The organism is Paenibacillus sp. KS1 (assembly GCF_001680695.1).
GTDB lineage: Bacteria > Bacillota > Bacilli > Paenibacillales > Paenibacillaceae > Paenibacillus_B > Paenibacillus_B suaedae.
Genome location: NZ_MAIS01000085.1, coordinates 14429 through 28668 on the forward strand (window position 1 = coordinate 14429; position 14240 = coordinate 28668).

Here is a 14240-nt window from a genome sequence, read left to right on the forward strand (position 1 = left end):
GAGAAGCTTCGATTGTGCAAGGACAGTGGTTCACATGAGCGAATCATTGCATGGGTACTTGCATGGAACCAATTCCAGCATAGCTCCAGTACAATTTCCTCTAGGGCTGGGTGCAGCTATTTACAATACTTAAGCAAAGTTGCCGCCACTCCATCCTCGTTGTTCGACAGTGTAACTTCCTGTGCAGCTGCCTTCACTTCAAGCGGAGAATTGTCCATAGCCACGCCCAAGCCAGCGAATTGAATCATCGTCATATCATTATAATAGTTGCCGATGGCCAATACCTGCTCACGAGGTACGCCGCGCATAGCAGCAAGCTGCTTGAGTGCATTTCCCTTCGTTGCATCCTTGTGCATAATATCGATAAAGTAGTCTCCTGAGCGAATAAAGTTGTGCTCATGTGTCCATTGATTTAATTCATGTTCTACTCGATCTATCTCTTCCTTATGCCCGCTCATCGTCAGCTTCACAGGAGCATCAGTCAAGCCCGTCCAACCTGGGAACTGCTTCGGCTCAATCAGGAATTGACGGTATAGATCCAGCATCTCCGGGGTCAACTCGTTCAGCTTGTCCACATAGAGATCAAAAGCTGTATTGATATCGAAGTGAACTCCGTTCTCACGGCAATATTGAATATAAGGCTCCAAGCCAGCGCTCGGGATATCGAAGCGGTGGAGCACTCTGCGCCCTTCTGAAGCAATGGTAGCTGCACCATTATGGGTAATGACAACACCCTCTAGTCCGATTTGCTCTAAATAAGGAAGCGTACTGATCGGACTTCTTCCCGTACACAGCACAATCTCCATACCTTGTGCCGCAGCCTTGCGAATCGCCTCCGCATTCGCGCTGGACAGCGTATGATCGTCATGAAGCAGAGTTCCATCCATATCTAAAGCCACGATGCGATAATTCATCACTGTTTTCTCCCTCTCATCTCTATCTTCTGTATCGTATGAACAGTATGATATTCGTAAGTGTAAAGCAGTCCTATCCAGTTGTTGCTATGGTTAGTATTGCTGATATTGTTGCTATTACTGCTGTCGTTGGAGCAAGGTAAGCTCTTCTTCCGTACACTCTCTCCACTGACCGAGCTTAAGAGCCGAATCCAATTCCAGTTCGCCCATTCGAATTCGCTTCAAATAAATGACTTGCTTGCCGACCGACTCGAACATTCGTTTCACCTGATGAAACTTCCCTTCCGTAATCGTCAGTTCGATGAAGGAGTGCACGGTTCCATCGGATTGCTCCTCATGGCCACGTATGACAAGATGAGCTGGCTTCGTCACATATCCATCATCCAGCTCTACTCCTTGTTGAAATGCTTCTCCATCCTTGCTGTCAACCCGTCCTCTAACGGTAGCCACATAGGTCTTCGGGACGTGCTTCTTCGGAGACAGCAGCTCATGCGCCAGCTTGCCGTCATTTGTAAGCAGCAGCAAGCCCTCTGTATCTTTGTCCAGCCGACCTACTGGGAAAGGCTCGAAGTGCCGCAGCTCTTCAGGGAGCAGATCAACCACCGTCCGTTCCCGTATATCTTCCGTAGCAGATATTACGCCTTGCGGCTTATTCAACATAATATATACAAATTCACGATAGCGAATCTGTTCGCCATCCAGCAGCACTTCATCTGCATCGGGATCCACCTGCAAGCCGCTGTCCTTAATTACCCGTCCATTGACTTGAATTAGGCCAATCTTCGCCCATTTTTTAATCTCTGAGCGACTGCCGCAGCCCATATGCCCTAATAGTTTGTCCAGCCTTATCTTTTTTGCCACCGCATGCTCACCTCCATGCTGCACGGTGTGCTCGTGTTCATTCTTCGTTCCTATTCCTCTCGTATTGCAATGTGCACAAGCCTGTTCTGAGCCGTGCTCTTACAGCATACCATGCCAGCTGCGCTTATCACAACGAATCGACATGTCATCGATTTAGGTGACAGCATTCTCCCTCCCCCTTACATTATTGTCACAATGCAGTCAAGAGAGAAACTTTCCCTTATAATCATCGTATGGAACACTGTTATGCGCTGGCTCGATACATATTTAATCAAAGAAGTAGATAGAAAGGAGGAGCCGAATGTTACGTGTCGAAGGCCTATCCCACTCATTTAAGAACGGCCCCGAAACCACCCAAGTACTGCATTCCATCAATTTCGAAGTGAAGCGCGGCGAGATGGTTGCACTGCTCGGCAGCTCAGGTTCTGGTAAGTCAACATTGCTTAACTTAATGGCAGGCTTAATGAAGCCAACTGAAGGAAGCATCTATATTGCAGATCAAGACATTGTGAAACTAAACGAGAACTCACTCGCTGAATTTCGACGCAAGCACATCGGATTCATTTTTCAAGCGTATGAGCTAATAGCCAATTTAACTGTACGTGAAAATGTAGAGCTCCCGCTTATTTTTCAAGGAATTCGTCCCTCGGAGCGGAAACAAAAATCGCTGCGCCTGCTTGAACAAGTCGGTATTCCTGACAAAGCTGAACTGTTCCCTTCCCAATTGTCTGGTGGACAGCAGCAGCGTGTCAGTATTGCACGCTCTCTTATTACCGAGCCATCGGTTATTTTTGCGGACGAGCCTACTGGTAATTTGGATACACGTACAGAAGAAGAAATCATTGCAATCCTGAAAAACTTGAACGAAACCGTCGACACCACCTTCATCATCGTTACCCACGAAATGGAAGTGGCTGAACAAACGAAGCGGATTATTACGTTGAAGGACGGCGTACTGATCGAAGATGGATCGCGCACACGCGTGAGTTCGATAACAGCAGAAGAAGCTGTTCCGGAGGAAAAAATCCTTCAGCCCGTTGGAGGTGAGCAGTCGTGAGAGTACGAGACTACCTCCATCTTTCATGGGATCAGTTGAAGAGACGGAAGGTCGTAACCGGATTATGTGCAGCGGGAATATCAATTGGCTGTGCCGCTATTATTATTGCGATGAGTGTCGGAGAATCTGCACAGACGTTTGCAGAGAAACAGTTAAACACGTACTTGAAAATGGACGAGATTACGGTAACACCAAATACCGGGGTCAGCCAAGGTGGAAATCAAGGAAAAAACAGCGGACAGCAGGCAAAAGGTGCGGATGACGAGAGTATTGAGCGCGGAAAGATTACAGCCCAGAAAATTGAGGTCATTCGCAACATCCCTCATGTCAAGGCAGTTGCGCCATTCCAGCAATTCGGATATTTGGAAATGTATACGATGGATGATCGTCGGACTGGAATTGAGGTATTTGCGACAGAGCTCAATTCGTTAACTGAATTTGACAATAAATTTATGCAGGGATCCCCTTCAGACCTTGATGGTACCGTCGTATTGAGCTATGGAGCCACTCTCGGACTTATTGACCAAGAGACGATGGATAACCTGATGGAGCAACTGTCGAACAATCCGTACGACGACTCCTTGATGGAGCAGTATAATAACCTAAACCGTATTCCTACAGCGATGTATCAACGTCAACTTCGTCTCAAGACGATGCTGATGAACGGGGATAGCAAGACCTATATGAGCTCCCCGCTTCGCGTGTCTGCTGTATTGAAGAAGCCAAACGGTGTAAGTGAGAATCAGGTAGCTTACGATAAGAAGCTGTACGTATCTCTTGAAACCGGCAAAATGCTGATGCAGGAGCTGCACATGAATGACGGCAGTGCAGAACAAGGTACATACAACAATGTCATCGTAAAAGTAGACGACCAAGCGAATGTAGAACAAGTTGAGAAGCAAATTAAAAAGTTAACGTTAAACACGCAGACAAACCTCCATCAAAAGGATCGACTGCAGGAGAACTTCGCAATCGTCAAGACGATTGCACTTGGAATCGGCATTTTCGTTCTGTTCATCGCCTCCATCTCAATTGTGGTGGCAATGACAATGTCCACGTATCAACGCCGCCGCCAAATCGGCATTATGAAGGTGCTCGGTGCGAATCTAAGACAGATTCGCAACATGTTCATCATTGAGGCGGCACTGCTCGGATTGGTTGGTGGATTGATTGGCGTTATGCTGTCCTACTGGATCGTATGGGGCATTAACGGGGTTACCGCAAGTACAATGTCCGAAAGTACGGGGGATGCGATTATCTTCATCTCCTACTCTAATATTCCGATCGGAATTACATTTGCAATCGTAACAGGCATTCTGTCGGGCATTTATCCAGCCGTCAGCGCCTCTCGTACCGATGCTCTTACCGCCATTAAGCGCGACTAACAGCCATCATTTTTGCGTTGTCTGTAGAGCAGTTCCACATAGAGGAGGACATTTACCAAATGAAATCGAAAATAAAACCGATATTGAAATGGTCAATTATCATACTTATTTTAGGCGGCATCAGCTTTGGATTGTATCGTTTCGCTAACCCGCCACAGCCAGAGCTTCCGATGGACAATGCGGGTGCGATCACCTTCCCGGTTACGAAGGAAACACTTGTGAATCATATTGAAGTAAAGGGTAAATCCACATATGAAAAGGAAACGATCGTGTATGCGCCATTCGGTGCAGAAGTGAAGCAATGGGCTGTAAAGGATGGGCAGCAGGTGAAGAAGGGCGAAACTATCTTCCGTCTCGATCCAAGTGCACTGTTGAATGAAATTGCACAAGCTGAAGCTGTAATTCAAAAGCAGAAGCTTGAAACGCAGCTCGCACAATATCAATCCGTGCTAAGCGAAGAAGATCAAGCGCTCCCTTCCACGGAAGCCGAAGTGAAGAAGAAATTCGTCGAGAAAGAAACGGCGAAGCTTCAGCAAGAGCTGAACAATGTAACCATTGATATTCAACGAAAGGAAATCGCTCAGAAGCAGAAGAAGGTAGATGTAGCCAATTATATCGCACCTTCGCCAGGGATTTTCCTATACGATGATCCGAACAAAATTCCACAAGCACTGAAAGAGAATGAACGTGTCGGCAAAATCGTAGAACTGAAGAAATTGCAGCTCGTTACGCTAGTTGGCGAACAGGATGTATTCCGCATTAAGCCTGACATGGCCGTTGAAGTAAAAATGAACGCCATGAAGAACGTCAAGATCAAAGGTAAAGTGCTGAAAGTGTCCAAATTCGCAAAGGCGGTATCCGAGGAACAACGCAATAACAATCAGCCCGCTCAATTTGAAGTCATCATCGGACTCGATGCCAATGAGAACCTGATTGCCGGTCTCAGCCTTACTGGACAAATTGAGACACAACGGAAAGAAAATGCGATCGTTGTGCCAACTGTTGCCGTTATGCGGGAAAAAGAGAGCGTCTTTGTTAATATCGATAAAGGCAATGGCCAAATCGAACGAAAAGAGATAAAAGTTGGTCTCGAAACAAGTGAGAAAACAGAGGTATTGGAAGGATTGAAGGAAGGCGATACGGTCGTGCTGCAATAATCGATGCCACTAAACCTACAAGTTTGTAATTCACAATGAGATCATTTAATATGAGTTCGATAAAATAAAGGAAGCACCCTGCAGAACCGCAAAGAAAGGTTCCGAAGGGTGCTTCTTCTCTATTACAGTGAAGATTGCTCCGCTTGCACATCTTCTTGTTCAAATAACTGATTCCATTGTCCTGATGCGATCTGGACTTTGCGGATTCGATGCTTCTCTCTCTCCAGCACAGTGAATTGAATACCGTTCCATTCGAGCTTAGAGCCCTTCTTGCAATCCGGCATCCGATCGTACAGCCATCCTCCGATAGTATCGATATCCTCGTGCTCAAGCTCAGTGGAGAGCAAGCTATTTACATCCGTAAGCAGCACTTTCCCATCAAATATATAGGTATGCTCATCCAATTGTTCAATTTCAGGGCGTTCTTCCTTGTCAAATTCATCACGGATATCGCCAACGATTTCTTCCAATATATCTTCAATCGTGATCATACCGGATGTTCCACCATATTCATCAATTAGGATCGCCATATGCGTGCTTTCTTTCTGCATTCGCTTAAGGAGCTGATTGATCGGAGTAGACTCCGAAACGGTGAGAACGGGCAGCATGATGTCAGATAGCTTCTTATTAGCCGCTTCATCATATTGCAGGAACAACTGCTTCGTGTTGATCATGCCCACAATGAAATCCTTGCTTCCACGAATAATCGGGTATCGGGTATACTGTTCCCGCTTCATGACTGGAATGCTCTCCTCTACAGGCAGTTCCTCCTGCAAGCAAATCATGTCCGTTCGCGGAACCATAATTTCCTTGGCCAGCAATTCGTCAAATGCAAATATGCGGCTCACATAACCGAATTCCGTTTTATTGATTTTACCGCTTTCATAGCTTTCATTCAGAATAATCTGCAGTTCTTCTTCAGAGTGAGCCTCTTCTTGCTCCTTCGCAGGCTTCAGACCGAACATGCGGATAAATCCATTCGCAGAACTGTTCAACAACCAAATGAACGGGTACATCACCTTGTGGAACCAAATGATCGGTCTAGCGAACAACAAGCTGATCTTCTCCGACTTCTGGATCGCAAGCGTCTTCGGCGCAAGCTCACCAACCACAACATGTAGAAATGTAATGACGATGAATGCAATCAAAAAGGAAAGGATCGAAGCAGCTTGCTGTGGAACAGACAACCACTCAAATACCGGATGAAGCACCTTCTCAATCGAAGGTTCACCGAGCCAACCAAGTCCAAGCGCCGTAATCGTAATTCCCAGCTGACAGGCGGACAGATATCCATCCAGATTGCTCGTCACTTGCTTGACCGCAAGTGCATTCTTGCGCCCTTCCAGAACCAGTTGATCTACACGGCTGGATCGGATTTTAATAATTGCAAACTCTGTGGCTACAAAAAAGCCGGTAAGGATAATCAGTATTGCTACTAGAATAAAGCTGATACTCGGGGGCAAATCCATTATTTGTCTCCTTTATGAACCAAAATATAAAGCTTATTTCCACATATTATACAGGTTAGCAGAACGGAAAACAAAAGTCTCTACAGTCGGAAATCGACTTCTATCGTTATTGTTATTCCAGTCCTCCAGTAAAATAACATCGGCACGCGTCATTACACGAGCGCATGCTCTCCTGTAAGCTGTAGAACCAATTTTACATGAAACTCTCGCATACGGTGTATCCATACAAGCCAGCACATGCAGTTCCTCATATATTAATTTTGCAGACCGGCAAGATTGGGGGTGAAGAGATGGCTATTCTGTTTAATAGAACACTGGTATTCGATAATCTGGATGAATTGCTCATAGGTAGAAATACGTTTGAGCTTGTGCTTCAAAATGGTATAAACCAAAGTCTATGCGACCTTCACATTGCTACTAAGAATAACCTTGGCATCCCTCCACAGCTCGCTTCATTGAAAGTGCAGACAACATTCGAAGCACAAACATTGGTATTGAGCCCGCCTGTAATATCACTTGATGTAAACTTTCTGACTCTCTTTAATAGCAAACAATGCGTTCCTTTTGGAACACTAAACAGTATCTTCTTACTGACATTGACATTTACGAGAACGTTTTTGCCAGGTGACACTCTGCTGATCGCTCCAACTAACAGTCTTGGAACCCTTGTCATTGCCTAATTCGTAAAATTTGTGGATATTACAGCAGAACACCATTTCTGACTTCGTCATGAAATGGTGTTCTCCTCTTCTTCTAAATATGTCTCGATATTCAACTTGTCTTATTCATGTAAGGAAGGCAGCTCGCAGCACTCAATGAGCGCATCGAGCTCCTTATCCACGATTCGAATTGTAAGATCTTGAAATGGAGGCAAACTCCCATCGCAATTGCATAATTTGTCCAAGGTCTCTTCAGAATCGTTACGAAGCTGCTGCAAATCGATCCCCATTATGATATCTGGATAGGCATCCAGCTTCTGAAGTGCTGCGGTCAGCAGCTTAATCGCTCCAGGACGATTGCCATTCTGGAAATGATGCAGCCCCACTGCTACCTGAAGCAGCCCTTGAAGAAGCGGCTTGCGCCCCTCTTCAAGCCATAACTCTTCCATGACATCATGGCATTGATAATAATCCCGTTCTTCATTGAACAGCTTGATGAACTGAATATACAGCCTGTCATAAGGGAGAGCCGACTCGATATTCATAGCTGAATATTTCCGTTCTTCTTCGCTCTCTCCAGTGCATTCGTGATCTCTTCCTCTAATTGCTTCAACTCTGTAATATCATCCTTCTCCCATACTTCATTGAAGCGGTTCTGGAATTGAATAGCCTCAGAAATACGGTGGGAATAATACAACTCTTGGATAAAGGACAAGCATTTCTGTACAATCTTCGACTTGTCCTCGAAGCTCTGCTGCGCTACGAGAATTTCCTGACGGATGCTGGACATTTCGTTGTCTAATACGAACGCCGCCTCAGCCGCTGTCTTCAGACGCAGACGGACCTCCTCAGGCAAGCTGTCCTTATATTTATAATTCAATGAATGTTCAATCGTTGCCCAGAAATTCATGGCCAATGTACGGATTTGGATCTCACCCAAAATCATTTTCTGGCCGAGCGCCGTTTGAACCGGATATTCGATAATCATATGGAAGCTGCGATAGCCGCTTTCCTTATAATTGGTAATGTAGTCCTTTTCATATACGACCTTCATGTCTTGTCGATTCCGAATCAATTGAGCCACGCGATGAATATCATCGACGAACTGGCACATAATTCGAATCCCAGCGATATCTTCAATTCCCTGCTCCAATTGATTAAGAGGCACCTCGAGGCGCTTCGCTTTCTCGAGGATGCTAGAAATTCTCTTCACCCGACCCGTTACGAACTCGATAGGTGAATATTCTTCTCGCTTCTTCAATTCAGTTCGCAACGTTTTGAACTTGACCTTCAGCTCTTCGACGGCCTGTGCATAAGGCAGCAAAAAATTTCCCCAATCTCTTCCGTCCATTTGTACGCCTCCTGTCCATTCCAACCATTCGTTCAGTGAACCTATGCCGCTTCACTATACGACCATTCTTATCGATGATCAGCCCCGATAGCTTCTGAGATATGCTTGAATCCGTCCTGCTTCATCAGTCGCTTCAAGCCCGAAGCTAGCTCACGGTTAATTCCTGGCCCCTTGTAAATGAGACCCGTATATATTTCCACCAGACTGGCTCCGGCACGTATTTTCCGGTACGCATCTTCGGCAGTGAATACGCCACCCGACCCTACGATTGGGATGGCTCCCTTGGTCATTCGATAGATTTGCGATACGACCTCTGTCGAGCGTTCCGTCAACGGCTTACCGCTCAATCCCCCGTTCTCCAATCGATGGACATGGGTTGCCCCCATCCGTGACAAGGTAGTATTGGTGGCAATTATTCCTGACACTCCACTCTGCACAATCGTCTCGGTCATGCTCTCCAATTCACTATCAGATACGTCCGGTGCAATTTTGACGAGAATGGATTTGTTCTGACCATGTGCAGCATTCTGACGATTCATCTCATCAACGACCAGACTGAGCAGTGCCTTCAGCTCATCGCCATGCTGCAGATTCCGCAAGTCAGGCGTGTTCGGCGAGCTGATATTGACGACGAACAAATCTGCAACATTATACATCGTTTGTATGCACTTCAAGTAGTCTTCATGCGCCTTATCATTTGGTGTTGCTTTATTTTTACCGATATTGACCCATACCGGAATTGGTCGATCCTTAATCGCAGCCAATCGCTCGCGCATTGCTTCTGTTCCTTCATTATTGAAGCCCATTCGATTGATTAACGCTTCATCGGGAGGAAGCCGGAACATACGTGGTTTCTCATTGCCAGGCTGTCCCTTCGGCGTGACAGTGCCCACTTCCATAAATCCGAAGCCAATGGATGAGAATCCGCGGACGGCCTCCGCATTTTTATCAAGTCCTGCTGCTAGTCCAATTGGACTGTGGAATGTGAGACCGAACAAAGAGGTCGTCAGGGCTGGATCTGCCTTCACACCATACATCCCACGCATCATGGCAAGTGCACCTGGCACCTTCGTCGCTTTCGCCATGCCACCTATAACCAGGTGATGAGCTTTTTCAGGATCTAATTTGAAAAATACCGGTTTAGCTATGTTGCGATATAACAAAGGTTCCACTCCGTTCATTGTGCCATACATGTAAGCCATGGTTACTGACAACATCGTATAGTTACCGTACCACGCAAGTCTTATTCTCTCAATCACAAGACAATGCGTTGGAGAATTCTTGGCGGGCATAAAAAGGCTCCATGTCCTAGTTTAAAGGTTTCTCGTGCAAAAGAAAAGTACATATGTCATCCAACCTTGACTGGTCAAACCTTACGAAAACGATTACAATAGGCATATAGAAGCTAGAATCGTAAGAAAGGTGATGACCTATGGCAGTGAAACGCAAATCCCCATCTATGCCAGCCAAACATACTGAAGAAGTAAACAAGAAGGCGATCTATTGGATCGGCGGGGTTATCTTGCTATTTGTCATAATTGTCTCAACGCTGCTTATCGCGAATGGATGAGCATGTAATCATAGTAATTTATGGGAAAGAGCCGGATTCCAAGCTATGCTTGTGAATTCCGGCTCTTCTTTTTCTTCACAGGTGCGCAAGGATGTTCGATTACAGCCAGCGATATTTCTTGTTCGGATTGTCCTGATTTGGGCTCAATTTGAGCCGGTAGCGGCCCTCCTTGTCCGGTACAAGCAGTTCATCGGGCAATATATCAGAGCCGATTACGACCTCTGTCCCCATCGGCACCATATCGAATAATTCTTCAACATCTTCCTTCCCCATCCGTACACAGCCAAGCGACTTATCTCTCCCAATGCTCTCCGGCTCGTTCGTGCCATGGATCGCATATAAGGTATCCGATAAGGTCATTCCCCTGCTGCCAAAATCTCCAGTAGATGACCCGTTTGGATCGACTACCTTTTCAGAAATCCGGAAGGTCCCTAACGGGGTTCGTTTGCCGCCGAGGCCAACTTTATAGTTTCTAACCATTATATTCCCGCTTACAACCGCAAGCCGATGTCGCTTCTTATCTACCAGAATACGCAGGGGCTCTCTGAATGGATCTAACTCATCGCTCCATATCTGATTCAACGCCTGCTGCTTAGCATTTTTCGGGGCTGCCTGCTTGGCGTTCTTCATCCGAGCTATAAATGAAGCAGATACTTCTTCATATGCACTTGCAATCTGCGGCGTAATACCGGACACGATATTGTTCGGGTATTTGCCTGCTAGAGCAGCCAATTGCTTCGGCGGTTGATCCTTCGTATGCAAGGCCGCCGTCAGTGCTGACTTCGCCACTAGCCGTTCTACACTCCTAGGCATCCATTGCTGAACAAAGGATTGTGCCTGGGAGCGCTCTGCCTCACATTTGCACTGCTTGCCCTGCAGCGGAGTAATCACGATCCGTCTGCCATCCGAATCGGATGTCAACCGATTGTCGGCACGCAAGGGCGGCTCCCACATCCACCAATTCTGCTGAACACGAATATTCAGCAAATAGTGAACATGACCAGTCGCAGAGGCGAAATGCTCTGTATGCCTCAGGGCTTGACCGAAGGCTGCATTGTCATGTTCAGGAACAAGAATGCCTATCTGAGTAGAGAGAGCAGGGGTACCAACTAGGTGATGATTCCCGGCTCTCGAAGAAGACGTATCATCACCCGCTGCTTCTATTCCCTCATCAGTAATGGCTGGGTGCAATCGGGAAGGCGCATTCACCTCTCCCGCTATCGAGCCGAGTAGAAGGAATACCAAAATTGCTGCCCCCACCCGGTTTCTCACCTTCCGCGGCGAGGACGACACGGTCTGCTGCATTTGCGTTTGCGCCAGCAGTTCCTCTATTTGTTCAGAAGGACGTGGTACATTCTCGAATGCATGATAAATATCCCCTGCTTGCTTAAAGCAGTATTTCGCCTTGCCTTGTTCGCCATTTCGCTCATACTGTTTCCCGAGCAAGTACCAGGCCATCCGATTATCTGGATGCGCCTCAATATATTCTTTCATGTAAGCTTGGTCTTTCTTCGATCCGAGTGGATGATTTCCATCTGATGAAGACGTCAATCACATTCCTCCCTTCAGCAACTTACTTAGCTGTAATTCGCTGTGGCGGCAAATACGAGCCTGTTGCCGCATAGCGCAGGAAGATTCGGTCTCTTACTACAACTGCTCGAGCTTGTGCAACCCACTGTACATCGAAGCCGAATTGTTCAGCTACGAATCGGACAGGTACTAGAATCCTGCCATTTTGGATAAATGGAGCTGCTGGCAGCTTCGAGACGGATGATGTGCCATTGTCTGTAACATTGACTTGACTGCTCCCCGGACGCAGATCGAAACTGCTATCTCCAAGCTGAAGAATCACACGCTTGTCTGCACGCCATACCGTCTTATACCCCAAGGTTTCAGATAGAACCCTCAGAGGCAAGTAGGTTCTATCATCTTTAATCATCGGCGCTGTATCCGAGTCCAGACGCAAGCGATTATAGACAAGCTGTACCTGGGATGCCCGCGACTGCCCCGAAGATCCCATAATTCCCTCTGGGAGTTCATAACGGCGAATGAGACGAATTGCATTGTTAAACGCATCCGTCACAGCGATTGACCCGTTCGCAAGTACAGCAACTGCTGTAGGCTCGTGTAGCTTGGCGTACGAGGTAATCCCGTCTACGTCGCCGCTCTTGCCAGCTTGTCCGCTTAGTGTAACGACCTCTCCCTTATATATATATCGGACAACATGGTTCCATCTATCAGCGACTACAATCCCATTTTCCTCCGTAATTGCAATTCCTGAAGGATTGTTGAACAACGATCCTGTAGCAGCGCCGTCGCGATATCCACCAGATGCATACAACACTTGCTGGACGTTCGGTGCTGTATAAGCTGCAGTTGAGCAGCTCCCAGCAATGGTGGATACATTCCCCTGCTTCAAATCAATCACACGAATACGCTGATTTCCAGTATCCGCAACGGCTAACTTGCCATCACGCATCATTGCAATCCCACTTGGTTCATTGAACTTTGCCTCAGCGAGCTTGCCATCCTTATAATCTCCAGCTCCAGTTACAGCTCCGGGGGAATATTCGACGATTCGAGAAGAACGGGCCGTCAATGTCGTGACCGTACCATTGGCATCAATCCGTCGAATGACATGATTTAATGCATCAGCCACATAGATAGACCCGTCATCCGCTACTGCAATTGCACGCGGCGAATAGAAGCGCGACTGCCCCGCTTCGCCATCCCTCCATCCAGGAATGCCATCGCCGGCTACAGTTGATACATTCCCATTCCGATCAATTTTACGAATAATATGATTGCCTGCATCAGCTACGTACAGATTCCCCTTCTTATCCGCTGCCATTCCAATCGGCTGATCGAATTGAGCTTGAATATCGTTCCCGTCTTTCCATCCCTTCGTATTCCTCATGCCTATTGTCGCCAATATCCTCCCATTCACGTCCAGTCGTCGGATGACCTGATTGCGTGTGTCTGCAACAACAACCGATTTCCCTTCGGATACAATTCCAGAAGGGAATTGCAGGCTCTCTTCTTGTTTTTTGGCCATCGCGCTGCCTGATAAGTAAACCGTTTCGTACCAATGTGATGCAGTCTTCCATGCGCCCATCTCGATCGCTGGGGAAGTAAAGCGTTCAAATGCTTGCGTCTGATCAGAATTCTTGTTCAACGATGAGGCTGCTGCATAAACCTCGGCAGATGATGCCACCGATGCAGTGCTCGCTATCAGCATAAAGGTGACGGCAAGGCGGAATTTCCCTGTTACTAGTCCTACTTTCATCTCCACTATCTCCTTCAATCTTTACGGAGTAACCTTAATCTCAAGTGGTTTCTCCATTTTATTGACTTGCAGCAGCGCACCTTTCTCATCATAGAAACGAACATTGGATAGTTCCAATGTAACTGGGTCTTTGCTGCCATCCTTTTTATAAGGCAGCTTAATGAGCGTGTCGTCACTGCTTAGCGTCACATGTCCAGTTTTAGTCATCATAATACGGTACGTAATCAGGTTGCCTGCCGTCACTACCGAATCCACACTATTGCTCGACTGATAATCACCAGGGAGGTGTGCAATTCGAAATTTGCCCCCGCCATCACGATATGTATCTGGTTGACTCAGCAATTGAGCTTTGTCTATCTCAGCTCCAGCTACCTTGATTGTAAATTGCAGTGTTGCCGCAGGAATCGGTGATGTAAGTCGCTTCAGTACTGCCGACACAACGAAATCCTCATTTGGCTTGACTTGATCTATATTGGCAGCCAGTTCGAGAACATGCTCCTGTGGTTTTGGATCTGGTTTTGGATCTGGTTT

Annotated in this window: 13 protein-coding genes and 1 pseudogene; 5 read left to right on the top strand and 9 right to left on the bottom strand. The window is 46.8% G+C overall.

What is annotated here, in order from left to right:
* Positions 1-116: 116 nt before the first annotated feature.
* Both BBG47_RS22390 and BBG47_RS22395 read right to left on the bottom strand, forming a co-directional pair.
* Positions 117-914, bottom strand: a complete 798-nt coding sequence (locus BBG47_RS22390) for a Cof-type HAD-IIB family hydrolase (RefSeq protein ID WP_065293565.1) — start codon at positions 912-914, stop codon at positions 117-119.
* Positions 915-1031: 117 nt separating this feature from the next.
* The gene (locus tag BBG47_RS22395) at positions 1032-1775 is read right to left on the bottom strand and encodes a pseudouridine synthase (protein WP_175400614.1); all 744 of its coding nucleotides are present in this window, start codon (positions 1773-1775) and stop codon (positions 1032-1034) included.
* A 301-nt stretch (positions 1776-2076) separates the two neighbouring features.
* Between BBG47_RS22395 and BBG47_RS22400 the strand changes: the two genes are divergently transcribed.
* From BBG47_RS22400 to BBG47_RS22410, 3 genes are all read left to right on the top strand, one after another.
* Complete coding sequence (locus BBG47_RS22400; RefSeq protein WP_051614223.1) at positions 2077-2832, top strand: ABC transporter ATP-binding protein; 756 nt, start codon at positions 2077-2079, stop codon at positions 2830-2832.
* Positions 2829-4217 carry an ABC transporter permease gene (locus tag BBG47_RS22405; protein ID WP_065293566.1) on the top strand — a complete coding sequence of 463 codons (1389 nt, stop codon included), beginning with the start codon at positions 2829-2831 and terminating at the stop codon, positions 4215-4217. Before BBG47_RS22400 ends, BBG47_RS22405 begins: the two co-directional genes overlap by 4 nt.
* 71 nt (positions 4218-4288) lie before the next feature.
* Positions 4289-5374 (top strand): efflux RND transporter periplasmic adaptor subunit, encoded by a 1086-nt coding sequence (locus BBG47_RS22410; protein ID WP_483310753.1) that lies wholly within the window; start codon positions 4289-4291, stop codon positions 5372-5374.
* Positions 5375-5496: 122 nt separating this feature from the next.
* Here BBG47_RS22410 and BBG47_RS22415 read toward each other — a convergent pair whose 3' ends face one another.
* Positions 5497-6843: a hemolysin family protein gene (locus BBG47_RS22415; RefSeq protein ID WP_021253207.1), complete on the bottom strand. Its 1347-nt coding sequence runs from the start codon at positions 6841-6843 to the stop codon at positions 5497-5499.
* A 290-nt stretch (positions 6844-7133) separates the two neighbouring features.
* Between BBG47_RS22415 and BBG47_RS22420 the strand changes: the two genes are divergently transcribed.
* Positions 7134-7523, top strand: coding sequence for a hypothetical protein (locus BBG47_RS22420; protein ID WP_065293568.1), 390 nt, complete (start codon positions 7134-7136; stop codon positions 7521-7523).
* A 101-nt stretch (positions 7524-7624) separates the two neighbouring features.
* On the opposite strand, the gene BBG47_RS22425 is transcribed toward BBG47_RS22420, so the two are convergent.
* From BBG47_RS22425 to BBG47_RS22435, 3 genes are all read right to left on the bottom strand, one after another.
* Positions 7625-8047 carry a DUF309 domain-containing protein gene (locus BBG47_RS22425; protein ID WP_065293569.1) on the bottom strand — a complete coding sequence of 141 codons (423 nt, stop codon included), beginning with the start codon at positions 8045-8047 and terminating at the stop codon, positions 7625-7627.
* Positions 8044-8853 (bottom strand): GTP diphosphokinase, encoded by an 810-nt coding sequence (yjbM, locus tag BBG47_RS22430; protein WP_021253210.1) that lies wholly within the window; start codon positions 8851-8853, stop codon positions 8044-8046. Before yjbM ends, BBG47_RS22425 begins: the two co-directional genes overlap by 4 nt.
* Positions 8854-8921: 68 nt before the next feature.
* Positions 8922-10016: a quinone-dependent dihydroorotate dehydrogenase gene (locus BBG47_RS22435; protein WP_175400615.1), complete on the bottom strand. Its 1095-nt coding sequence runs from the start codon at positions 10014-10016 to the stop codon at positions 8922-8924.
* Between the two features lie 269 nt (positions 10017-10285).
* Here BBG47_RS22435 and BBG47_RS30095 point away from each other — a divergent pair, with 269 nt between their 5' ends.
* Positions 10286-10423 (top strand): hypothetical protein, encoded by a 138-nt coding sequence (locus tag BBG47_RS30095; RefSeq protein WP_172619537.1) that lies wholly within the window; start codon positions 10286-10288, stop codon positions 10421-10423.
* A 99-nt stretch (positions 10424-10522) separates the two neighbouring features.
* Here the strand turns inward: BBG47_RS30095 and BBG47_RS22440 are convergent, their stop codons facing one another.
* From BBG47_RS22440 to BBG47_RS30100, 3 genes and pseudogenes are all read right to left on the bottom strand, one after another.
* Entirely contained in the window at positions 10523-11974 is a 1452-nt protein-coding gene (locus BBG47_RS22440) for a L,D-transpeptidase (protein ID WP_083189533.1), read from the bottom strand.
* Between the two features lie 22 nt (positions 11975-11996).
* On the bottom strand, positions 11997-13709 hold the full coding sequence (locus tag BBG47_RS22445; RefSeq protein ID WP_065293570.1) for a stalk domain-containing protein: 1713 nt from the start codon (positions 13707-13709) through the stop codon (positions 11997-11999).
* Between the two features lie 21 nt (positions 13710-13730).
* Positions 13731-14240: pseudogene (locus tag BBG47_RS30100) on the bottom strand (hypothetical protein); the annotation flags it as partial.